The organism is Vibrio kanaloae (genome assembly GCF_024347535.1).
In the GTDB taxonomy this organism is placed as follows: Bacteria; Pseudomonadota; Gammaproteobacteria; order Enterobacterales; family Vibrionaceae; genus Vibrio; species Vibrio kanaloae.
In genome coordinates this window covers 551169-575712 of record NZ_AP025497.1, presented here as the reverse complement: position 1 = coordinate 575712, position 24544 = coordinate 551169, and the positions used below count along the sequence as shown (strand labels likewise).

The 24544-nt window shown below is 45.0% G+C and carries 18 protein-coding genes; 9 read left to right on the top strand and 9 right to left on the bottom strand.

Features of this window, described 5'->3' with window-relative positions; all coding sequences use genetic code 11:
• Positions 1-148: 148 nt before the first annotated feature.
• The 4 genes from acnB to hrpB form a co-directional block, all read right to left on the bottom strand.
• Positions 149-2737 carry a bifunctional aconitate hydratase 2/2-methylisocitrate dehydratase gene (gene acnB / locus OCV24_RS02840; RefSeq protein WP_146449361.1) on the bottom strand — a complete coding sequence of 863 codons (2589 nt, stop codon included), beginning with the start codon at positions 2735-2737 and terminating at the stop codon, positions 149-151.
• Between the two features lie 271 nt (positions 2738-3008).
• Entirely contained in the window at positions 3009-5342 is a 2334-nt protein-coding gene (locus OCV24_RS02835; RefSeq protein ID WP_136978856.1) for a patatin-like phospholipase family protein, read from the bottom strand.
• 38 nt (positions 5343-5380) lie between these two features.
• Entirely contained in the window at positions 5381-7780 is a 2400-nt protein-coding gene (mrcB, locus tag OCV24_RS02830; RefSeq protein WP_150878366.1) for a penicillin-binding protein 1B, read from the bottom strand.
• A complete protein-coding gene (gene hrpB / locus OCV24_RS02825) occupies positions 7777-10215 on the bottom strand; it encodes an ATP-dependent helicase HrpB (protein ID WP_244291729.1) in 2439 nt (812 codons plus the stop codon). Before hrpB ends, mrcB begins: the two co-directional genes overlap by 4 nt.
• A 94-nt stretch (positions 10216-10309) precedes the next feature.
• On the opposite strand from hrpB, the gene sfsA reads away from it, so the two are divergent.
• From sfsA to panC, 7 genes are all read left to right on the top strand, one after another.
• On the top strand, positions 10310-11053 hold the full coding sequence (sfsA, locus tag OCV24_RS02820) for a DNA/RNA nuclease SfsA (RefSeq protein WP_077680834.1): 744 nt from the start codon (positions 10310-10312) through the stop codon (positions 11051-11053).
• A gap of 135 nt (positions 11054-11188) precedes the next feature.
• The gene (gene dksA, locus OCV24_RS02815) at positions 11189-11635 is read left to right on the top strand and encodes an RNA polymerase-binding protein DksA (RefSeq protein WP_004738189.1); all 447 of its coding nucleotides are present in this window, start codon (positions 11189-11191) and stop codon (positions 11633-11635) included.
• Positions 11636-11858: 223 nt separating this feature from the next.
• Positions 11859-12734 (top strand): tRNA glutamyl-Q(34) synthetase GluQRS, encoded by an 876-nt coding sequence (gluQRS, locus tag OCV24_RS02810; protein ID WP_077680835.1) that lies wholly within the window; start codon positions 11859-11861, stop codon positions 12732-12734.
• 183 nt (positions 12735-12917) lie between these two features.
• Complete coding sequence (gene pcnB, locus OCV24_RS02805; RefSeq protein ID WP_017056628.1) at positions 12918-14273, top strand: polynucleotide adenylyltransferase PcnB; 1356 nt, start codon at positions 12918-12920, stop codon at positions 14271-14273.
• Complete coding sequence (gene folK, locus OCV24_RS02800) at positions 14270-14755, top strand: 2-amino-4-hydroxy-6-hydroxymethyldihydropteridine diphosphokinase (RefSeq protein ID WP_017056627.1); 486 nt, start codon at positions 14270-14272, stop codon at positions 14753-14755. Before pcnB ends, folK begins: the two co-directional genes overlap by 4 nt.
• A 22-nt stretch (positions 14756-14777) precedes the next feature.
• The gene (gene panB / locus OCV24_RS02795; protein ID WP_017056626.1) at positions 14778-15572 is read left to right on the top strand and encodes a 3-methyl-2-oxobutanoate hydroxymethyltransferase; all 795 of its coding nucleotides are present in this window, start codon (positions 14778-14780) and stop codon (positions 15570-15572) included.
• An 8-nt stretch (positions 15573-15580) separates the two neighbouring features.
• Positions 15581-16471, top strand: coding sequence for a pantoate--beta-alanine ligase (gene panC, locus OCV24_RS02790; RefSeq protein WP_017056625.1), 891 nt, complete (start codon positions 15581-15583; stop codon positions 16469-16471).
• A gap of 158 nt (positions 16472-16629) precedes the next feature.
• Here the strand turns inward: panC and OCV24_RS02785 are convergent, their stop codons facing one another.
• The 3 genes from OCV24_RS02785 to OCV24_RS02775 all read right to left on the bottom strand — a co-directional run bounded on the left by OCV24_RS02785 (position 16630) and on the right by OCV24_RS02775 (position 20256).
• The gene (locus OCV24_RS02785) at positions 16630-17400 is read right to left on the bottom strand and encodes an ABC transporter permease (protein ID WP_017056624.1); all 771 of its coding nucleotides are present in this window, start codon (positions 17398-17400) and stop codon (positions 16630-16632) included.
• 1 nt (position 17401) lies between these two features.
• Positions 17402-18319: an ABC transporter ATP-binding protein gene (locus OCV24_RS02780; RefSeq protein WP_017056623.1), complete on the bottom strand. Its 918-nt coding sequence runs from the start codon at positions 18317-18319 to the stop codon at positions 17402-17404.
• Between the two features lie 305 nt (positions 18320-18624).
• Positions 18625-20256, bottom strand: coding sequence for a SulP family inorganic anion transporter (locus tag OCV24_RS02775; protein WP_017056622.1), 1632 nt, complete (start codon positions 20254-20256; stop codon positions 18625-18627).
• Positions 20257-20542: 286 nt separating this feature from the next.
• Between OCV24_RS02775 and can the strand changes: the two genes are divergently transcribed.
• Positions 20543-21202 (top strand): carbonate dehydratase, encoded by a 660-nt coding sequence (gene can, locus OCV24_RS02770; RefSeq protein WP_017056621.1) that lies wholly within the window; start codon positions 20543-20545, stop codon positions 21200-21202.
• Positions 21203-21306: 104 nt separating this feature from the next.
• Here can and hpt read toward each other — a convergent pair whose 3' ends face one another.
• Positions 21307-21837 (bottom strand): hypoxanthine phosphoribosyltransferase, encoded by a 531-nt coding sequence (gene hpt, locus OCV24_RS02765; RefSeq protein WP_017056620.1) that lies wholly within the window; start codon positions 21835-21837, stop codon positions 21307-21309.
• 333 nt (positions 21838-22170) lie between these two features.
• Between hpt and OCV24_RS02760 the strand changes: the two genes are divergently transcribed.
• A complete protein-coding gene (locus tag OCV24_RS02760; RefSeq protein WP_032547912.1) occupies positions 22171-22776 on the top strand; it encodes a LuxR/HapR/OpaR family quorum-sensing transcriptional regulator in 606 nt (201 codons plus the stop codon).
• Between the two features lie 201 nt (positions 22777-22977).
• Here the strand turns inward: OCV24_RS02760 and lpdA are convergent, their stop codons facing one another.
• Positions 22978-24408, bottom strand: coding sequence for a dihydrolipoyl dehydrogenase (gene lpdA / locus OCV24_RS02755; protein ID WP_017056618.1), 1431 nt, complete (start codon positions 24406-24408; stop codon positions 22978-22980).
• Positions 24409-24544: the final 136 nt, after the last annotated feature.

The window sequence follows — 24544 nt, the reverse complement described above, 5'->3', positions numbered from 1 at the left end:
AGTAGACGCTCTATCATTTGGGTTCCTCTAAATAGTTGGAGTTGCAGCTAGGCGACAAGTAAGTTCATCCCTATGAGCATAGAAGCTCTATGTGATTAGGGTGAACGTACGCAGTCAACAACGCTGCAGCTACAAATATAACGAGGAACTAAGCTGGTTCTTGGAAGATAACCGTGTCTGCTTTTTCCGTGTACTGACCCATTTTATGGAAATTCAGGTAACGGTATGTGTCTGCAGCCGTTGCATTAACCTTCTCTGCATACTCTAAGTACTCTTCTTTGGTCGGGATTCGGCCAAGAATCGCACCAACAGCTGACAGCTCAGCAGACGCTAGGTAAACGTTCGCACCGTTACCCAAACGGTTCGGGAAGTTACGCGTAGACGTAGACATTACCGTCGACTTGTCCGCGACACGAGCTTGGTTACCCATACACAGAGAACAACCCGGAGTTTCGATACGTACCCCAGCACGGCCGAAGATGCCGTAGTAGCCCTCTTCTGTCAGCTGGTCTTTATCCATCTTCGTTGGCGGAGCCACCCATAGGCGAGTATTTAGTGAGCCGTTAAACTCTTCAAGCATCTTACCTGCTGCACGGAAGTGACCGATGTTCGTCATACAAGAACCGATGAACACTTCTTGAATCTCAGTACCTTGAACGTCAGAAAGAAGACGAGCATCATCTGGATCGTTTGGTGCACATAGGATTGGTTGGTCGATGTCAGCAAGATCAATTTCAATAACATGAGCGTATTCAGCATCTGAATCAGCAGACAGTAACTCAGGGTTTGCTAGCCACTCTTCCATTGCCGTAATACGACGCTCAATAGTACGCACATCACCGTAGCCTTCAGCGATCATCCACTTAAGCATCACGATGTTCGAGTTCAAGTACTCAGAGATAGACTCTTCAGATAGCTTAACCGTACAACCTGCAGCTGAACGCTCTGCAGATGCATCAGACAGTTCGAATGCTTGCTCAACAGATAGGTGCTCAACGCCTTCAATTTCTAGTACACGACCAGAAAATTCGTTGATCTTACCGGCTTTCTCTACTGTTAGTAGACCTTGCTTGATACCGTATAGAGGAATCGCATGTACTAGGTCACGTAACGTGATACCTGGCTGCATTTCACCTTTAAAACGAACCAAGATAGATTCAGGCATATCAAGCGGCATAACACCGGTTGCAGCTGCAAATGCGACCAAGCCAGAACCCGCAGGGAATGAAATACCTAATGGGAAACGAGTATGCGAGTCACCACCTGTACCAACAGTATCAGGAAGCAACATACGGTTTAGCCATGAGTGGATTACACCATCACCCGGGCGAAGTGAAACACCCGCACGGTTCATGATGAAATCAGGTAGCGTATGGTGAGTGTTTACATCAACTGGTTTCGGGTATGCAGATGTGTGACAGAAAGACTGCATAACCAAATCAGCAGAGAAGCCAAGACATGCAAGGTCTTTAAGCTCATCACGCGTCATAGGACCGGTCGTATCTTGAGAACCGACTGTCGTCATTTTAGGTTCACAGTACTGACCAGCACGCACACCTTCAACGCCGCATGCTTTACCTACCATCTTCTGAGCTAGCGTATAACCTTTGTCAGAAGCAGAAGGGTCGATTGGTTTAGCAAACAGATCTGTTTCAGCTAAGCCAAGAGAATCACGAGCTCGACCTGTAAGGCCACGACCGATGATCAGTGGAATACGACCACCAGCACGAACTTCATCTAGAAGCACTTTGCTAAGTTCGAAGTTTGAAATCACAGAACCGTTTTTGTGAACAACACCTTCGTACGGGTAGATATCAATAATATCGCCCATGTTCATGTCTTGTACGTTCAGTTCAATAGGTAGTGCGCCTGAATCTTCCATTGTGTTATAGAAGATTGGAGCAATTTTACCACCTAGACAAACACCACCAGTGCGCTTGTTTGGTACAAATGGGATATCTTCACCCATGAACCAAAGCACTGAGTTTGTCGCAGATTTACGTGAAGAACCGGTACCAACAACATCACCAACGTAAGCCAGTGGAATGCCATCTTTTTGTAGTTCTTCAATTTGAGTAATTGGACCAACGTTACCCTGTTCGTCAGGAGTAATGCCTTCACGCTCCATCTTCAGCATCGCTTTGGCGTGCACTGGGATATCAGGACGTGACCATGCATCTGGCGCTGGAGATAGGTCATCGGTGTTCGTTTCACCAGTGACTTTAAATACTTTAACAGTGATTTTTTCTGCTACTTTATCTTTCGCTGTAAACCATTCAGCATCAGCCCAAGATTGAAGTACTTGTTGTGCAGCTGCATTGCCAGCTTTCGCTTTCTCTTCTACGTCGTAGAACGCATCAAACATCAGTAGAGTATGAGACAATGCTTTAACAGCGATTGGAGCAAGTTCAGCATCATCAAGTAGAGATACTAGAGACTCGATGTTGTAACCGCCTTGCATAGTTCCAAGCAGCTCAGCCGCTTTTTCTTTACTTACTAGTGGAGAAGCGACTTCGCCTTTTGTGATAGCCGTGAGGAAGCCAGCTTTTACATAAGCAGCTTCATCAACGCCTGGTGGAATGCGATTTTCTAGTAGGTCAAGAATGATTTCTTCTTCACCTTGGGGTGGATTCTTCAGAAGTTCAACTAGGCCAGCTACCTGCTCAGCATCTAGTGGTTTTGGAACAACTCCTTCGGCAGCACGCTCTGCGACGTGTTTACGGTAGGCTTCAAGCACGACTTTTTCCTCTCATTGCGGTTCACTTCTTACCTTCATAATTATTAGTAAAATAAAGAAGTGGACATCCTTGGAAACTTGGCTCTCCATTGCCATTTTTGTCATTCAATTTGTATTGATGAGCGGCGTCATAGAGGCCAAACTGTGGGCGGTAGAATAGCAAATTTAACGTTAAATTAAAATCTTATCATTTTGACCAACATAGCAAGTTAAGACGAAAGTCTTACTATTTTTACCTATTTACGCAGTTAAACACATCTCCCACTCATGTTTATTTGTAAGACGTTCCAATAATTAAGTAGACCGAGTCGTAGTTACCTTCAGTTCGTCCATAAGCCAAAATAACGGGCCCTATTGGGGAGTCTACTCCAGCAAAAACTGAACCAGCCGTGAACATTGGCGCTTCATCAATGCTCAGCTCATTGTTAGACCATACTCCACCATGTTCTATCGATGCACCTATATAGAATGGAGACTCAAACAAACCAAAGTCGTTTTCAAACCACTTGTATCGATAAGTTAAGCTGCTGTACGCTAAGTTCTGGCCTATTAGGCTGTTTCTTGGAATACCGGATAAATTCAGGAATCCACCAAGCTCTTTCGGATCAATGGGAAAAACAGAGTTTTTGCTTTCGACCATACCAAAATCCAGCTTTGCGACTAAAGTATGCTTCTCAATACTTTGTGCAGCCATGAAGTTTGCTGAAAACTCATAAACAGTATCACTATTCGATGTTAAATCAGAATCCCCAAGCGAACTGTCATTTTCAAAGTCATCATGAGAGACAAGGTACTCTAAATCGACAAAGTAACCCTTGGTCGGCAAGCTGAAGTTATCCAAAGTATCCAGTCGGTAACCCATAAATCCACCAAGACGCTTGAAGCCACCGCTGCCCAGTGAAGGTAACGAAGATACCTCAATATCCCCATCAGTATAACGAAGACCAAATTTCAGTTCTTGCCACAAGGTAGGTTGATAGCCTAATGCCAGTTCACCGATATATTCACTATACGTCATTGGGAGATAATCTTTCGTTACGTCCAGTGTCGGTTCTTCAATATCGTCAATATCTGCCGGTAGATTTCGGTTCTCTTTGCTATAAACAACCGATGCTGAAGTGAACAATTTTTGACTCGAAAAGAATGGCGAGAAAAGCTCGGCTTCAATTCTCTTATCAGTCCCCATCTCGACATTGGTTCTCAACTCAGCACCATGTTGATTAATATCGGTAAAGTTGGCAGAGATACCGATCGAGTATTGGCTTTCTGTAGAGAAGTCATCTTCAAGAAAGAATCGAAAATTGAGGTAGTTTGGGCCCCAAGACTTTTCATTAACATCCACTTGTAGCTGCTCTTCGCCATCAACAGTCTCAAATTCATAAGTGACCAACTCAAACCTATCTAATGCATAGAGATCTTGTACTTTAGATTCAATTTCACTGGTTTTCAGAACCTCACCAGAATCGAGATTTAAACGGTTTCCAATCAGCTTATCTGAGTAATGGGTGTTGTTATTGATAACCACTTTGTCGACCACAGTTTTGTCACCGTGTTTAAGCTGTCTACGAGCCTTCTGTTTATCATCAATATAGTGTTGGTAGTCCGCATAGGAGAGCGACAACTTGGAAAGCTGATCGGTATACTGCTTAGCTTCCTCGTATCCGGCATGGTAAGCCGTCGGCATTTTATCGAACTCTGTCGTTTCCATTTGTCCAACATCGGGACGCAAGAACACATCGTCCTCCGTTAACGTAGCGGCTTGATCTTGAGTACTACGGCGAACAAGGTAATTAGAGAGTTGATCGGCGGCCGCTAGAAAATTGGTGTAGTCTTCCATACCTTTATAGTTAGTACTAATATCAACGGCGATAACGATGTCAGCGCCCATCGCTCTTGCAACGTCAACAGGCATATTATTGGTCACGCCGCCATCAACGAGCATTCGCCCCTCGACTTCATAAGGCGGAAGCGCTCCGGGCACCGACATACTGGCCATCATGGCATCAACAAGATAACCATGCTCGATGACCACTTCTTCAAGAGCAATAATGTCCGTTGCGACTGAACGATAAGGGATAGCAAGGTGATCAAAAGAGTCTATCGGGGCTAAGTTACCCGTAGTCTCACGTAGAATACGCAGCATATTCTGACCTTGTACCACACCTTTACTCGCTTTGACTTCTCCCCAACCTAATCCTAGGTCGGTGTTTAGCTGATAGCGGTCTTCATATTCTTTATCACGTACTCGGCGATCACTACGGTTAACACGATCTCGGTAACCACGATTCCAATCCACCGTATAAATAAAACTTTCAATCTCGTCGGCACTCATTCCTGTCGCATACAGCCCACCAACGTAAGAGCCCATGCTAGTACCGGTAATATAATCCACCGGAATTCGCATCTCTTCTAAGGCTTTAAGCACCCCAATATGAGCAGCACCTTTTGCTCCCCCACCAGCAAGCACCACAGCAACCGTTGGCCTTTGACCCACTTGTTCAGCCTGCTGAGACTCATCAACCTTCACTGCTGTATATGCAAATAGCTGAAAACTGATCACAGCACTGGCGATGCTCAAGCCACTCACTAACCAACGAGAAATCATTCTTTAAACTATCCTTGTCATTCTTTTCTGTTACGACTTTACCACTGAAAAAGCTTTTTTAGCCACTGTTTTGGTTGACTTTCACAGCCCTTCTTAATATTTCCGTTCTCATCCCACACCGGCAATTTAACAGCGCCATCACAGTCTAACTCTAAGGCACCATCTGACGTTCGGGTAAAACTAGCTGTCGCGACTCCTGTTGGCCACGGCAGTAACAATTGTTCAGGTGTTCTCTGCTTTAAGTAATCAGCATAAACACGTAACGCACCACTAGAACCGGTTAGCTTTGTTGGTTTATTGTCATCACGCCCTAGCCAAATAGTAGTCACTTCACGGCCATCAACCCCAACAAACCAACTGTCTCGGCTATCGTTACTGGTGCCCGTTTTACCGGCCAAACCTGCCCATGCAAACTGACCTTGTAAGAAGCGACCTGTGCCTTCCGACACCCCTCGCTTCATTGCATAAGTCGTTAGCCAAGCCGCTTGCTGATCAACACTTTGCGATACGCGAGGAATCGATTGATATAAAACCTCACCGTCATTATCAACCACTGAACGAAGTGCCGATAACGGCGCGATACGCCCAGAGTTAGTAATGGTTTGGTACATCTGCGCGACTTGGAACGGAGTCAGTGAGAATGAACCCAAAAACATCGACGGCACTGGGCGTATCTCATTTTTATCGACACCCAGCTTTCCAATCGTATCTGAGACACTATCAATGCCTAGCTGCATCCCCAACCGAACCGTGGGCACGTTATAAGATTTCGAAAGTGCCACATACAAAGGCACCTCACCGCGAAACTTACGATCGAAGTTTCTCGGACTCCATACGCTGCCTTTACTGCCTTTCAAACTGAGTGGAGAATCCATCAAAGTCGTCGCAAGCGTGTACTTTTGTGGCTGTTCCAATGCTGTCAGATAAATTGCAGGTTTCACCAGTGAACCAATAGGGCGGCTCGCATTCAGAGCACGGTTGAAGCCATCGTAGCCAGTACGCTTCCCCCCTACCATCGCACGGATCTCACCGGTATTCCTATCGACAGCAATTGCCGCGGCTTCAAGCTGATTACCTCCGGTTTTGGATAACTCAGGCACCTTACGTGCTATGGACTTTTCTAATTGGTCTTGAGAAACCGGGTCCAGAGAGGTAAAAACTCGTATCCCTTTCTTGACTTCAAATCGCTCACCCACATATTTTTTCAGTTCAATGTTGACCTGTTGAAAATACGCTGGCTGACGGCTCGCAATACGAGGATTATCTTGGATATCCAAATCACGGCTTGCAGCTTCTTCATACTGTTTCGGTGTCAGTATGTCTTGTTGCATTAGCAAACGAAGTACCAAATCACGACGAGCTTTAACACGCTCAGGGTAACGAACGGGGTTATAATACGATGGTCCTTTCACCATTCCGACAAGCAACGCTAATTGGTCAATACGAAGCTCTTGAATAGGTTGACCGAAGTACAAGCGCGAAGCCAAACCGAAGCCATGGATGGCTTGACCGCCATTTTGTCCTAAGTAAACCTCGTTCAAGTAAGCCTCTAAGATTCGGTCTTTGCTATAACGATGATCCAAGATCAGAGCAATATAGGCTTCACGAACTTTACGCCACAATGTGCGCTCACTGGACAAGAACAGGTTTTTTGCCAACTGTTGAGTCAGCGTACTGCCCCCTTGTACCGTTCGCCCCGCTTTAACGTTAACCACCATCGCACGAGCTATCGCTAACGGGGACACTCCATCGTGCTGATAGAAGTTTCGGTCTTCGGTTACCAATAGTGCATCAACCATTACTTCAGGGAACTGATTACGTTTTAAGAACAAACGCTGTTCCTCGTTACTCTTCTCAAGCATGCCAAGCATTTTCGGCTCTACACGCAGGTAACCCATGTCACCTTTCCTCTCTAGCGACTGGATTCGAGTTAATTCGTTGCCATTGAAGTGCAGCATCACATGGCGATCAGCTTCTGGCCCATCGACAAACTCAAACGGACGACGAATCATCTCAATCTTGGTTGAAGAGGAAGAGTACTCACCCGGATGACGAGGAGAGTTCACCTTACGGTAATTCAGTACATCCAGTTCATTCTTTACCTGGACTAAATTCACCGCTGTACCTGGAGACAGATCCAACACACGTGCATAAACCACGGTTGGCAAATCAAACAGTTGGCCTTCAAATCGCTGTTTGACTACAGAGTCTAGGTAAATACCAACAAACAACAACAGCGCAGCCAAGGCTAAACCCGCTTTCCAAGTAATCCCCCACAAGATTTTCAACCAACCTCGGTTGCCCGATTTTTTAGCTCTTGGCTTGGTCTTCTTCGCGGCAGCTCTCGGTTTTCGAGGCTTGGCTTTGGTCGCAGGTGACTTCTTTGCTGGCGCTTTTTTAGGTGGTGCCTTTTTGGGCGTTAACATTTTGGTCATCATCGGTTCAACTGTCGTTTGGTTTTAGTGGTTGCTACATGGTTAGCAGGATCATCAGGCCAAGGATGTTTTGGGTAACGGCCTTTCATCTCTTTTTGTACTTCTTTGTACGCGCCAGCCCAAAAGCCAGCTAAATCTTGAGTGATTTGCAATGGTCGCTGCGCAGGAGAAAGTAACTCAAGCACGACTTTTTTACGACCTTGCGCTATCAAGGGTGAGTCTTGTTCACCAAAGACTTCTTGCATTCGCACCGAGATCACAGGCTCCGATTGATATTGGTATCGAATCGCTTTTTTACTGCCTGTAGGCATCACGTAATGCGTCGGTAGCCATTGGTCGATTTCTTGATTCAATGGCCAACCAAGGTACGCCGACAGTGCTTGTTCAATTGACACATTCGACAACCCTTTTGCTGACTTAATGCCATTCAAATACGGCGACAACCAGGTATCTAGATGTGCAATTAGACTAGTCTCACCCATTGCAGGCCAATCATACTCCGGCATCCAAAGCTGGGCACAACGTACGCGTTCAACTAGCTGCTTCGCGGCGGGCGTCCAATGTAAACGATCAAGACCACACCGAGCGATATAATTGAGTAGCGCTTGGCTTGCCTGATTCGCACTCGGCTCAGGTAAGGCTTTGGTGCTGATAATCAGTTTATCCAAAGACACTCGCTGTTCAGCAACCAAGCGGCCACGCTTCTCATCCCAATCCGCATAATCTGAACAGACGAAGAGTTTGGGAAACGCTTCTTCTAACTGCGCAATATCGACAGCGGTTGCCAAGAAAACCTGACTGGCTCGTCCTGTGCTGCGCATCAAATCAATCACCACGATGTAATCATTGTTCGCCAATGGATCATCATCACGAACTTCAGCGCCGTGACCATTCGCAAGAAGGAAAGCACTGCCAGTCGCGCTTCTCGCCTGAGCTATTCGGTCAGGGAATGCAAAACAAAGCACTAATGGTAACAATGATTCATCAAGTTGTGACAAATCTACGTGATGATTGAGTTTACTGGCGAGACTTTTCGCTCGCTGCATCACTACGCTGTTTTTCGAGTGCTTTCTTTGCTCAAGTCGGTGCAACGAATGTTGAATATCGGTGACGTTGCGTTCAGGCTCTTCAAGTAAAGCTGCGGCGACAATCGCGACATTCAGCAAAGTTTGGCTGCCCTGTTGCGCTTTTATCAGCATGCTGGCGATACGAGGCTCAAGACCTAAACGCTGAGCTTGTTTACCTAGCGCCGTAAATTGGCCATTACTGCCTAATAACTCAAGCCTTTGCAGCAGTTGCTTGGCTTGCTCAATTGAAGCGCGTGGCGGAACGTCTAGCCATTGCAACTCGTCTGCACTTGCAGCGCCCCATTGCGTCAGTTCAGCCACCAGCGAAGAGAGATCCGAATGGAGAATTTCAGGCTCCGGTACAGCGGGTTGCTGCATTAACTGCGTTTCGCTGTACAAGCGAACACACAAACCTTCTTCAATTCGCCCAGCACGGCCTGCTCGCTGTTCAGCAGAAGACTGGGAGATTTTCACTTGCTCAAGCTTGGTGATGCCGGTTTTCAAATCAAACTTGGCGACTCGTTCAAGACCAGAATCCACCACTAACCGAATGCCCTCAATGGTCAGAGAGGTTTCCGCTATATTGGTGGCCAACACCACTTTTCGACGCCCTTTATCAGACGGTGCGATCGCTTTCTGTTGTTGAGGAAAGCTGAGTTGACCGTACAAAGGACACACATCGATATCGTTAGAGAGTTTTTCTAGTTGAGACTCCACCTGCTTAATCGCAGACACCCCAGGTAAGAATGCCAACAACGAACCGGATTCCTTCTCCATCAAAGAGCGAATCACGCTAGCCATTTTAGGGGCTAAGTACTCATTGGTATTAAGAGGCTGATAACGGAACTCAACCGGAAAAGTACGACCTTGGGATTCAACGTATTTGGCATTGGGCAATAAAGACTGCAAAGCTTGTTGGTCTAATGTCGCCGACATCACCACCACTTTTAGATCGTCACGCAACGCCTCTTGGATCTCTAAACTAAAAGCGAGAGCAGTATCCGCATGAATGCTGCGCTCGTGGAACTCATCGAAGATCACCATATCGACCCCGCTCAATTCAGGGTCGGTTTGGATCATTCTTGTCATGATCCCTTCGGTAACGATCTCCAAACGAGTTGCACTGCTGGTTTTAGATTCACCACGAACTCTAAAACCTATGCTCTCCCCTACCTTCTCTCCTAGTTGGCTCGCCAAGTAAGTGGCAATATTCCTAGCCGCCAAACGCCTAGGTTCAAGCATGATTATTTTGCCTGGAACAGCATTGGTTTTAACCAGTTGCAAGGGGAAAAATGTTGACTTACCTGCACCGGGAGCGGCCTTTAGAATAAGTTGAGTGTGTGTTTCTACGCCAGCGAGCAGATCTGGCATCACAGCTTCTATGGGCAGTTGTGGCAATGGGAGAACCTTGTGGTGTAATGTTGGCAGCATTGTACATAAAAACCGACCTCTCTAAATAAGTAATATGCACTTCAATCCGCCATTAGAGCCAGCGACTCTTATTAAACGCTATAAACGTTTTCTTACTGACATCAAACTTCCAGACGGCAGCGAGCGTACGATTCATTGTGCTAACACTGGAGCGATGACGGGATGCGCGACACCTGGCAACACGGTGTGGTACTCAACATCAGATAACGCCAAACGAAAGTACCCAAACAGCTGGGAGATCTCAGAAACAGACAAAGGTCACCGTATTTGTGTAAATACTGCGCGGGCAAACCAGCTAGCAGTGGAAGCAATTGAAAATGGGACTATAGTTGAACTCTTAGGCTACAACGCGTTACGAACTGAAGTGAAATATGGCAGTGAGAATAGTCGAATCGACATTCTGCTTGAAGATAACGAAAAGCCGCCTTGCTATATCGAAGTAAAAAGCGTCACTTTGCTCGACGAACAATTAACGTCAACTAAGCAAGAATCATCAACCAAAGGACAAGGTTTTTTCCCTGACGCTGTGACAACCAGAGGCCAAAAACATCTGCGTGAACTCACAGAAATGGTCGAATCTGGAAATAGAGCCGTACTTTTATTCACTGTTTTACATTCAGGTATTGAAAAAGTGTCTGCGGCACACCATATAGACGCCAAATATTCGTTATTACTAAAACAAGCACAAGACGCTGGAGTTGAAGTGCTTTGCTATAAAGCAGAGCTCAGCAGTACTCAAATACAACTAAAACAAGCTGTTGAATTTATCAATAGTTGAACAAAGATGCAGAACTAATCACATTGATTGCAAGTTTGAATAAGAGTATTTGCCACCATTCGTTCTTTCTGCTATAGATACCCGCCTTAAAATTAGCTGCTTTGCAGTTGACTAGGTGTAAATAGGAGATGCTGTATGCCAGAATCTAAGAAAAAAGCGCTAGGCATCCTAGCCATCGCAGGTGTTGAACCGTACCAAGAAAAGCCCGGTGAAGAGTACATGTCACCTGAGCAAACGGAACATTTTACAAAAATTTTAGCAGCTTGGCGCAACCAGCTCAGGGAAGAAGTTGATCGTACTGTGCACCATATGCAGGATGAAGCGGCGAATTTCCCAGACCCAGTTGACCGCGCTTCTCAAGAAGAAGAATTCAGCCTAGAGTTACGTAACCGTGACCGTGAGCGTCGTCTTATCAAGAAAATTGAAAAGACACTAGACAAGATCGAAGAAGATGATTTCGGCTTCTGTGATTCTTGCGGGATCGAGATCGGCATCCGCCGTCTTGAAGCTCGTCCAACCGCTGACCTTTGTATTGACTGTAAAACGCTTGCAGAGATCAAAGAGAAACAGATGCAAGGTTAATTCTTGCGGATGTAAAAAAAGGGAGCTTTGGCTCCCTTTTTTGTTGGCCATATCCGCTCAAACTTTCATAGACTTGATAGCAAATAGCAACTTTAAAGCTGAGTTCTATGCATTAAACTGCTAATTCAGCGTCTTAAAACGCTAGCCAAACGCATTAAAACAACTAATTAAACCACCTTAAGAACCAGCTACTGCGGTACCATCAGAATTAGGTTATTCACTCATGAATTATATCGGGCGCTTTGCACCATCACCGTCAGGTCCTCTTCATTTTGGCTCGCTTGTTGCTGCTCTTGGTAGCTACTTTCAAGCGAAATCTAACCAAGGGCAATGGTTAGTTCGTATGGAAGACCTTGATCCGCCAAGAGAAATGGCCGGCGCTGCAGACCTCATTCTTAAGACGCTTGAGACTTACCACCTATTTTGGGATGGCGAAGTCGTCTATCAAAGTCAGCGCCACAACATGTATCAAGCTCAAATTGATCAATGGGTCGTTGATAAACAAGCCTACTACTGCCAATGCACTCGTAAACAGATAAAAGCCTTAGGCGGTTTCTATAATGGCCACTGCCGACACGCAGGTTTGATTGACTTAGGTGAGCAAGCGGTGCGCTTGTGCATGGACTTCCCTGTTGAGTCGTTTGATGATGTTCGTCACGGGTCGATTCAGATACCTAAGGCATTAGCGGAAGAAGATTTCATTATCAAACGCCGAGATGGATTGTTTGCCTATAACTTAGCGGTTGTCCTTGATGACATTGAGCAAGGGGTAACAGAAGTCGTAAGAGGGGCGGACTTGATAGAACCAACAGGTCGCCAAATAAGCTTGTACCAAACGCTTAAGCAAAAAACAGTGAGTTACTTGCACTTACCATTGGCAACCGATGGTTTGGGGAATAAACTGTCAAAACAGAACCATGCCACCGCGATAGATCTCGACAACCCAAAACCAACGTTACTCAGCGCTATGCGATTCTTAGGTTTTGATATCCCAGCAGCCCTTTTTGAAGCTTCAATGGATGAGATTTTATTGTGGGGCTGCCAGCAATGGCACGTCAGTCAATTACCTGATAGTTTACAAAAAGAGCATCGTGATTAGCTCGAAAGTAATGGTAAATACTAAAAGCGACACATAAAAATGCCATAACCAACAGCAGCGGTTAAGCCGATGATGTTCTCAAATGGCTCGCGCTAAGCTATTATTAGCCGCAATTAAACTCTGCACTACCACTTTGGACTAAGAGAAAAACAAAGTTGGCGATACCTACTTTGTTCTAAACTAATGAATACAAACGACAATACCCCAAGCGAACAACGCGGATTCCACGAGTTAGCTCTGAATGTTTATACTCGCCAAGAGCACAATATTTCACGCAAGCAGATCAGTGACAACGCACTAAAAGTGTTATATCGCCTGAATGGTGCGGGTTTTGACGCGTTTTTAGTCGGTGGTGGTGTACGCGATATCTTATTAGGCTCTCAGCCAAAAGATTTTGACATCGCGACTAACGCAACCCCAGAGCAAATCAAACACCTATTCAGAAACTGTCGCCTTATCGGTCGCCGTTTTCGATTAGCCCATATCATGTTTGGCCGAGACATCATTGAAGTAGCGACTTTCCGTGGCCACCACCAGGAGCCATCGAAAAACGTGTCTGCCCAATCGGAAGAAGGCATGTTGCTACGCGATAACGTGTATGGCAATGTTGATGAAGATGCAGAGCGTCGTGACTTCACTATTAACGCGATGTATTACAACATTGCTGATTACAGCATCCACGATTACGCAGGTGGTGTAGAAGATTTAGAAGACAAGCTGATCCGCCTAATCGGCGATCCAGAAACTCGCTACCGTGAAGACCCTGTACGTATGTTGCGTGCAATGCGTTTCGCCGCTAAGCTAGACTTCGATATTGAAGAAGACACCGCCGATCCTATTGAAGAACTGGCACATCTTCTCAAAGACATACCAGCAGCACGTCTTTACGAAGAATCTCTTAAATTGCTTCAATCAGGTCATGGCTTAGAAACCTACCACCTAATGCGTGAATACAACCTCTTCCAGCAGATGTTCCCAGCTGTGGCAGAGCACTTCACTGCCAATTATGACTCTCATACTGAGCAGATGCTTGATTTGGTTCTCGATTCAACCGACCTTCGCATTGAAGATGGTAAGCGAGTAAACCCAGCATTCATGTTCGCAGCGATGCTTTGGTACCCAATGAACAAGCTGGCAGACAAACTTGTCGCTGAACAAGGTATGGCACACTACGATGCGATCATGGAAGCGAGCAACATCATTCTTGATCAACAAGTAAAATCTATTGCGATTCCTCGTCGCCATACAGCAACCATTCGTGAAGTTTGGCAACTGCAACTACGATTACCTCGCCGTAATGGAAAACGTGCTGTTCGCCTTATGGAGCTTAATAAGTTCCGTGCAGGCTACGATTTCCTAGAAATGCGTGGCGAGATTGAAGGTGGCGAAACCAAAGAGTTAGCGAAATGGTGGGAGCGTTATCAGACTGCTGGACGCAACATGCGCCAAGCGATGGCCAACGATGTAGCTGCGCCCTCAAAATCAGGTCATCGTCGCCGTAAGACTTATCGTAATAAAAAGAGTAAGCAGTCAGAATGATAACCGCTTACATTGCAGTCGGCAGCAACCTTGCCGACCCAGTTAGCCAAGCAAATTTGGCTATCGAAACGCTAAAAAGCCTACCGCGGTCAACGTTTATTGCGAGCTCTCAGCTATATAGTAGCACTCCAATGGGGCCACAAAATCAACCAGACTACATCAACGCGGTAGTGGCAATCCAAACAGAATTAACGCCAGTTGAACTGCTTAATTACACTCAAAAAATCGAGTTAGAGCAAGGGCGCGTCCGTAAAGACGAGCGTTGGGGGCCAAGAACCTTGGATCTCGACATTGTGCTATACGGCAATGAGGTGATCGATTCAGAGCGTTTAACTGTTCCTCATTACGGAATGAAAGAACGAGAGTTTGTTCTCTACCCGCTTGCTGAAATCGCACCAAGTTTACAGCTCCCAGATGGGACTGAGCTGACAGACTTACTCAAGTTAGTTGATAAGAACGGGCTCAATGTTTGGCAACAATAGTCAAGCGCATTAAGGAAAACCAATGAAAAAAGTAACCATTAACGACCTTATCAAATGCAAACGTGAAGGCCGTAAATTCGCGACTTCGACAGCTTATGATGCGAGTTTCGCTCAATTGTTCGAAAGCCAAGAAATGCCAGTCCTGCTTGTCGGTGACTCACTTGGTATGGTACTACAAGGCCATAACGATACTTTACCTGTAACTGTAGAAGACATTGCTTATCATACGCGCTCTGTGCGTTCTGGTAGCCCAAACTGCCTTCTTATGGCTGATATGCCATTCATGAGCTACTCTACCTCTGAGCAGGCTTGTGAGAACGCAGCAAGCTTAATGCGTGCTGGCGCGAACATGGTAAAAATCGAAGGCGGCAGTTGGTTGGTTGATACTGTTAAGATGCTAACAGAACGTGCTGTACCAGTATGTGCGCACTTAGGTTTAACACCTCAATCTGTGAACATCTTTGGTGGTTACAAAGTACAAGGCCGTGACGACGAGCAGGCCGATAAAATGCTTGCTGATGCGCTAGCATTGCAAAACGCAGGCGCACAAATCGTGCTACTTGAATGTGTACCGGCTTCATTGGCAAAACGAATTACAGAAGCTTGTGACGTACCCGTTATTGGTATTGGGGCAGGTAATGTTACCGATGGGCAGATCCTAGTAATGCATGACATGTTCGGTATCTCTGCGAACTACATGCCGAAATTCTCTAAGAACTTCTTAGCCGAAACGGGTGACATGCGAAAAGCAGTCGCACTGTACAAAGAAGAAGTAGAGAGTGCGCGTTTCCCTGATGACGCTCATACAATCGCTTAGGAATAACTATGCAAACTTTTGCTGAAATAACGGCTCTTCGCGAGCAGATTAAACAGTTTAAGCGTGATGGACGCACAATAGCTTTTGTGCCAACAATGGGGAACCTACATGAAGGCCACCTAACGCTGGTAAAGAAAGCGCGTGAATTAGCTGATATTGTTGTGGTTAGCATTTTTGTTAACCCAATGCAGTTTGACCGTGCCGACGATCTAAACAACTACCCTCGAACGTTAGAAGCTGATCTAAGTAAACTAACAGGGGAAGGCGTTGAGCTTGTATTTACCCCGACTCCAGAAGTAATGTACCCAGAGGGCCTAGATAAACAAACATTTATCGAAGTTCCGGGCCTATCACACATGCTTGAGGGCGCTTCTCGCCCTGGGCATTTTCGCGGTGTATCAACCATTGTCACTAAGCTGTTTAATGTCGTTCAACCAGATTTTGCATGCTTCGGCGAGAAAGACTTCCAGCAACTTGCTGTCATTCGTCAAATGACAACTGACCTAGCGTTAGATATTCAAATCGTGGGTGTTGCTACTGTTCGAGAAATGGATGGTTTGGCAATGAGCTCTCGTAATAGTAATTTAACTTTTGATGAGCGCCAACGAGCCCCAGTTCTTGCACGTACTATGCGTTGGATTAGCAGCGCAATTCGTGGTGGCCGAGATGATTACGCATCTGTTATTGAAGATGCGGCAGACCAGCTACGCGCTGCAGATCTTCAGCCAGATGAGATCTTCATTTGTGATGCTAAGACTCTGCAAGCCATCACTTCAGAATCGACTCAAGCTGTGATTCTAATGTCGGCGTTCCTAGGTAAGACTCGTCTTATCGACAACCAAGTTCTCGACTTGGTAACGGAAACCAAAGAAGAAGTGAAAGAAGAAACGGCTGAGTAATCGCTTTCTTCTCTTTACGTAAACCAGCTCCTAACGCAAAGCAACAGCACAAACGAAAGATACAAAAAAGGTCGATGTAATATCGACCTTTTTCTTTGCCTGCGATTCAGGATAATTAATAGAATCTGGATAACTAATAGATCCGGGATAACTAAAAGTTAACTACGTAGGCCAATACCCTTTGTCACTAGGTAGTGTGCAATACCATACAACAGCAAGATAAACACACCTAGTACGCCAAACGACGTCACGATACCCACATCAGATACACCCAAGAAGCCATATCTGAACGCGTTGACCATGTACACGATAGGGTTCAACTTCGATACACCTTGCCAGAATTCAGGTAATAGGCTGATCGAGTAGAACACACCACCAAGATAGGTCAGCGGCGTTAAGATAAAGGTTGGGATAATAGAGATATCATCAAACGTGCGTGCGAATACGGCGTTAATCAAGCCCCCCAGAGCGAACACTACCGACGTTAAAAATACCGTCGCAATGATCACGCCCCAATGGTCAACTTGTAAGTCGACAAAGAACAAGGATACGAACGTTACGATAGTGCCCACTAACAAGCCACGCACCACACCACCCATGACGAAGCCGGCGATAATCACGTAGTTAGGAACAGGTGCGACAAGCAGCTCTTCAATGTTCTTTTGGAACTTTGCACTAAAGAACGAGGATGCCACATTTGAATATGAGTTAGTGATCACCGACATCATGATCAGGCCAGGAACAATGTATTCCATGTAACTAAAACCGTTCATTTCACCAATACGGGCACCGATAAGGTTGCCAAAAATAATGAAATACAGCGTCATGGTAATCGCAGGCGGTACCAATGTTTGCACCCAGATACGCGTAAAACGGTTGATCTCTTTGGTCAGCAAACTGCAAAAAGCTGTCCAATATAGGCTGTACATATTATTTACTCCCCTCACGGACGATACTCACAAATAACTCTTCTAGACGATTTGCTTTGTTACGCATAGAGAGAACTTTAACCTGTTGCTCGCTCAATTGAGCAAAGATGGTATTCAAACCTAGGTTCTTGTCTATTTCGATTTCTAGCGAGCCATTAAACATCACTTGGCTATTCACACCTTCAAGCTTAGGTTCAGTCGCGCCCTCTTCCAGATCCAGAATAAAGGTCTCAGCACTCAATTTACCCAACAGCGCTTTCATGGTTGTGTTCTCAATCAGCTCACCGCGATTGATAATACCAATGTTGCGACACAGCATTTCCGCTTCTTCTAAGTAGTGCGTGGTCAAGATAATGGTAATACCCTGCTTTTCGTTGATCTCTTTCAGGAACTCCCACATTGAACGACGCAGTTCAATATCAACGCCTGCTGTTGGTTCATCAAGGATCAACAAATGAGGTTCATGCATCAATGCACGCGCGATCATCAAACGACGCTTCATACCACCAGACAAGTTACGCGCACGTTCGCCACGCTTTTCCCACAAATCGAGTTGAGATAGGTACTTTTTCGCTCGCTCTTTCGCCAATGCTTTTGGCACGCCGTAATAACCCGCTTGTTGCAGCACGATCTGTTCAACGGTCTCGAACGGGTTAAAGTTAAACTCTTGAGGCACAAGGCCTAAGTTCTGCTTCGCCAACTCTAGATCGGTATCAATGTCGTAGCCGAACACTTTAACCTTGCCTGACGTTTTATTTACCAGTGAAGAGATAACACCAATAGTGGTTGATTTACCCGCACCATTTGGACCAAGTAGTGCGTAAAAGTCGCCTTTTTCTACTTGTAAACTAACGCCCTTCAGAGCCTCGAAGCCCCCAGCATAAGTTTTTCTTAATTGCTCAATTTCTAATGCATACATAGAGATAGACTGCCATTTGCTATAGATAAGATGTTGATGACCGAGCTTGAGGAAGAGAGTAATGCTTAAAACGAGCTAGCAGAAAACTAACCCAAACTTGTTTACTCGGCCATTTTGCAAACAAGTTTATCGTTGAATTACGATGAATACAAATATCGATTATCCGTTTCTTTTGAAAGCTTGATAGTTTTTGTACTCTGTAAAAATAAAAATGCCGCTAAGTCATTCACTTAACGGCACTCATAACGATGAATCGATGCTGAACAACAGCTTAAAACCAATTGAGTAATGAGGTCGATTTAAGCTTAGACCGATTCAAATTGATGCTCATCCCTATCAACATAGCTTGTTGCCGCCGTCAGTGCTTCGTATCTAAATCGATAAGTATTGGATTCAGGTACCAAATCAAGTACGTGAAACTTCTCTAATTGTTGACGGGTATTCTCATTAGGACACAGCAGGTATACTTCGCACTGTGCATCTAAAGCATCTTTAATAGCATTTTCTAGAGCAAGTCCGACCGTTACATCAATCATAGGCACGTCCGTGAGATCTAAGATCATCACTTCATAATCAGAGATGCTTGAATGCTGACGTGAAATAGCCTTTGAAACACTAAAGATCATTGGGCCAGAAAGATAGAAAAACAACACCTTCCCGTTAGCGCTATCTAGCAGTTGACGTTCGCTATCTGTCAGCGGAATGTCCTCTTCATCATCACCATCACTGATGGCCTTAACTTGCCGAGCTTGCTCTCTGCTTAACCTTTCGATGATCAAGATATTCGAGATAAACACACCAAGTCCAACGGCAATAATCAAGTCAACAAAAACGGTTAGCAGCATCACGCCGTACATCACGCCCATACCTGTGTAACTCACCTTATGTGCCCGCTGAATGAAACTCCAATCGAGGATGTTGAAACCCACATACATGGCGATGCCAGCCAATACCGCCATAGGAATCGGCTCGGTTAAGCCACCCGCGACCAATACCACCAACGCCAACACTAAGGCACGAATAACACCAGATAGCGGAGAACGTGCACCGACCTGAATGTTGGTTACGGTTCCCATGGTGGCACCCGCACCAGGCAATGCTCCGAATAGACCAGAAAGCATATTAGCGATGCCTTGCCCTCTAAGTTCCTTGTCGGAGTCGTGCTCTTTACGTGTCAGTGAGTCTCCGATCACCGCGGTAAGAAGCGTATCAATACAACCAAGAGTACCAAGCACCAAGGCATCAATAACCATAGTGGTAAATTGATCAGGACTAATGGTAGGAATAACTAATGAAGGTAAACCCGCCGGTATTTCACCAATACGGCGGATAGAGTCAGTGTCGAAAATGATAACCGATAAAAGAGTTACAACAACTAACGCAACCAGTTGTGCTGGCACATACTTGCGATACTTTGCAGGGAAGCCAAAGAGAATGCCGAGCGTCAACGTACCTAGAAACAACTCGCTGACTTTTAAATTAGCCAACGTATCAGGAAGCACAGAGAGAGTGCCCATCACTCCACCAGATGGAGCGGCGTGCCCTAATAATGGCGAAAGCTGTAAGATAATCAGAATAACGCCGATGCCCGACATAAATCCGGAAATCACGCTATATGGCATCAAAGTAACGTATTTTCCTAGCTTTAGTGTCCCGAGTAATATCTGAAATGCCCCCGCCATCATAACGACTGTGAAGGTCATTGCCATTCCGGTTTCAGGGTACTTGGCCACCATACTCGTCATCACGGCCGTCATGATTACCGTCATTGGTCCGGTTGGCTCTGATATCAAACTACTCGAACCGCCAAACAGCGCCGCAAACAAACCGACCATGATAGCGCCCCACAGACCAGCTTCAGCCCCCGCACCAGAAGCTACACCAAATGCCAACGCTAAAGGTAGTGAGATGATGGCGGTTGTCACACCACCAAACATATCCCCTTTGAGGTTGATATCCGTAAAACGACTTCCAAACAAAATACACCTTCCCGATGATGAAATGACAAACCTTATAACTTTAGCAAATGAATTACTCGCACAGAAAGTGTTAATTTAATCACATTATTCATGCCTTATAACCAAATCAAAGCTTCTAACCTAAGTTAATAAATTTAACGACTAGAACACGTCAGATGAGCACTATTTGACACAGTTTTTACAAGATTGAATTTGTAACATTGTGTATAGTTGTGATTCTTAATTAAGGGATGTAAGACGCAAAATGCCAGAAATTAAACAGCTTTTTGAAAACAATTCTAAATGGTCAGAGTCAATTCGCTCTGAACGCCCTGAATACTTTACTACGCTTGAAGAAGGGCAAAATCCTGGTTTCCTATGGATCGGCTGCTCTGATAGCCGTGTACCGGCCGAGCGTCTCACCGGTTTGTATTCTGGCGAACTGTTTGTTCACCGAAATGTGGCCAACCAAGTGGTTCATACCGACCTGAACTGCTTATCTGTTGTACAGTACGCTGTGGATGTACTCAAAGTTAAACACATTATTATCTGTGGCCACTACGGTTGTGGCGGTGTTAATGCTGCGATAGATAACCCTAAGCTTGGCTTGATCAATAACTGGTTACTTCACATCCGTGACAACTACCTAAAATATCGTAAGCAAATTGAGTCTTTACCTCGTGAACAATGGGGTGACAAACTATGCGAAATTAACGTCGCAGAACAAGTTTATAACCTAGGCAATTCAACCATCCTACAAACGGCATGGGAACGCGGTCAAGACGTTGAAATCCACGGCGTTGTTTATGGTATAGGCAATGGCAAACTGCAAGACCTTGGCGTACGTTGCTCAAGCAATGACACATTAGAGAGTAGCCACTTAGATGCGCTCAATAAGATCTTGTCGACGCCAATTCTTGGCTAAAATCAGCCTTACTCACTTCTATCCTGACTAGTTTTTGATAGATAAAAAAAAGGCTCGCATAATGCGAGCCTTCTTTATTTTCATTCAACAGAGTCGTAATTACTTTACTCTTGAGGAACCACTTTACCGATGTATGGTAAGTGACGGTATTTTTGTGCGTAGTCGATACCCACACCAACAACGAACTCATCAGGAATTTCAAAACCAATCCATTTAGTATCTACAATCACTTCACGGCGAGAAGGCTTATCCAACAGTGTACAAATTTCGATAGATTTAGGACCGCGTAGGCTCAAAATCTCTTTCACTTTAGTCAGTGTGTTACCAGTATCGATAATGTCTTCGACAAGTAGAACGTCTTTACCTTGGATATCATCATCAAGATCTTTCAAAATACGAACATCACGTGAGCTTTCCGTGCCATTGCCGTAGCTAGATGCGGTCATGAAATCAACTTGGTGAGTTAAATCGATAGCACGAGCAAGATCCGCCATAAAGACAAAAGATCCACGTAATAAGCCAACTAAAACGAGATCTTCACTCCCTTTATAGTGCTCCGTGATCTGTTTGCCTAGTTCGTTCACTCGATCCTGAACTTCTTGCTCAGAGATCATGACTTCAACTGTATGCTTCATACTGCTCTCATTTTATTTGGTGATTGCGACAAGTGTAGACAGCTTTGCCATTGGTGCCGCTCAATTTGTGCGTAAGTCTAGCATTGCTCAAATACCCACACCACCTTATGGTTCAAATTTACTGTGAGATTCTCAATGAGATAGGTACGGATACCTTGCCTCATACTCGCTTACTTTCACATTCATACTGATCACGCTTTATGTATCAAGTTTGATGTAACTGTCTATAAACACGCTCAAAGGATTGACCATTTGCATATGCACTATTACACTCATCCTGGCTTAAATAATAATAAAATCATTAATATAAAAATCGTTGGCAAGGAAAATAAAATGGACTCAATATCTAAGAGGCCTAGAACTAGGCTTTCACCCTTAAAAAGAAAACTTCAATTGATGGAAATCGCACTTGAGGTATTCTCTCGCCGCGGCATTGGCCGAGGTGGCCACGCAGATATCGCAGATATTGCTCAGGTGTCTGTAGCAACTGTATTTAACTATTTCCCTACCCGAGAAGATCTGGTCGATGAAGTACTGAATCATGTCGTACGCCAATTCTCTAACTTCCTTTCAGATAATATCGATCTCGATATTCACGCGAAAAAAAATCTACATAATATTGCCACTGAAATGGTTAACTTAGTGGCTCAAGATAGCCATTGGCTGAATGTTTGGTTCGAGTGGAGCGCATCAACTCGTGATGAAGTATGGCCTTTATTTGTCACAACCAACCGCACTAACCAAATGTTATTACAAAATATGTTTAGTAAGGCGATTGAGCGTGGAGATGTGTGTGATGAGCATGATCCTAAGCATCTTGCGAACCTATTTCACGGCATCTGCTACTCGTTATTCATTCAAGCAAAACGTCTCGAAACGCCAGAAGAGCAAGAAAACTTAACAGACAGCTACTTAAACATGTTGTGTATTTATAAGTAGATTCGAGATAAATTGTTAAAGGGTTGACCTAATGGGTCAGCCCTTTTTTTGTGGAGTGTAGTCGATATTCGCATCCCGTAGCGTACTCGTATCTCGAATCTCGAATCTCGAATAAAGTGTTTCTGCTCTTTTCTTCATGCATAAAAAAACCGCTGACGAATCAGCGGCTTTTAAAAACATTCGCGAGTGGCTAAAGAAGAATTACTTCTTCTTTTTCACTGCTTTCTTGTTTGGAAGGTCAGTGATTGAACCTTCGAATACTTCCGCAGCTAGACCAACAGACTCGTGTAGAGTTGGGTGAGCGTGGATAGTAAGAGCGATATCTTCTGCATCACAACCCATTTCGATTGCTAAGCCGATTTCACCAAGAAGTTCACCACCGTTAGTACCAACAACAGCACCACCGATTACGCGATGAGTATCTTTATCGAAGATCATCTTAGTCATACCGTCTGCACAGTCAGAAGCGATTGCACGACCAGAAGCAGCCCAAGGGAAAGTAGCAACTTCGTAGTTCAGGCCTTCCGCTTTCGCTTCTTTCTCAGTCTTACCTACCCAAGCAACTTCTGGCTCAGTGTACGCAATTGATGGGATTACTTTAGGGTCGAAGTAGTGCTTCTTACCAGAGATAACTTCCGCAGCTACGTGACCTTCGTGCACACCTTTGTGAGCAAGCATTGGTTGACCAACAACATCACCGATTGCGTGAATGTGAGAAACGTTAGTACGCATTTGCTTATCAACATTGATGAAACCACGCTCATCAACTTCGATACCCGCTTTTTCAGCGTCGATAAGTGCACCGTTTGGAACACGACCGATAGCAACAAGAACAGCATCGTAACGCTCAGCTTCAGCTGGTGCTTTTTTGCCTTCCATTGAAACGTAGATACCGTCTTCTTTTGCTTCAACCGCGGTCACTTTAGTTTCAAGCATAAGCTTAAACTTGTCTTTGATGCGCTTAGTGAAAACTTTAACGATGTCTTTATCCGCCGCAGGGATAACTTGATCGAACATCTCAACAACTTCAACTTTAGAACCTAGAGAATGGTAAACCGTACCCATCTCAAGACCGATGATACCACCGCCCATGATAAGCAGTTTTTCTGGTACTTCGTTGAGTTCTAGTGCATCCGTAGAATCCCAAATACGTGGGTCTTCATGTGGGATGAACGGAAGTTTGATTGGACGAGAACCCGCAGCGATGATTGCGTTGTCGAAGTTAACCGTTGTTGCTTCGCCTTCGCCTTCAACAAGAATGCTATTAGGACCTGTGAACTTACCGAAACCGTTAACAACAGTCACGTTACGCATCTTAGCCATACCGCCAAGACCGCCAGTAAGTTGGTCAACGACTTTATCTTTCCAGATACGGATTTTGTTGATGTCCGTTTGTGGCTCGCCGAATACAACGCCGTGCTCTGCCATCGCTTTTGCTTCTTCGATTACTTTAGAAACATGAAGAAGTGCTTTTGATGGAATACAACCAACGTTTAGACATACACCACCAAGAGTGCTGTAACGTTCAACTAGTACTGTTTCTAGACCTAAATCCGCACAACGGAATGCCGCTGAGTAGCCAGCAGGACCTGAACCAAGTACAACAACTTGGGCTTTAATTTCTTTGCTCATTGTGACCTCTTGTAGTCATTATCCCTAACAGGCTGAGTAGATGTTCTTAAAATTATTGGGCTTTCAAACAGGAAACATTTTACAGAGATGTTAACAGTGTGAAAGTAGCTTTAAGTTAGCCTGTGAGCTAGACAAC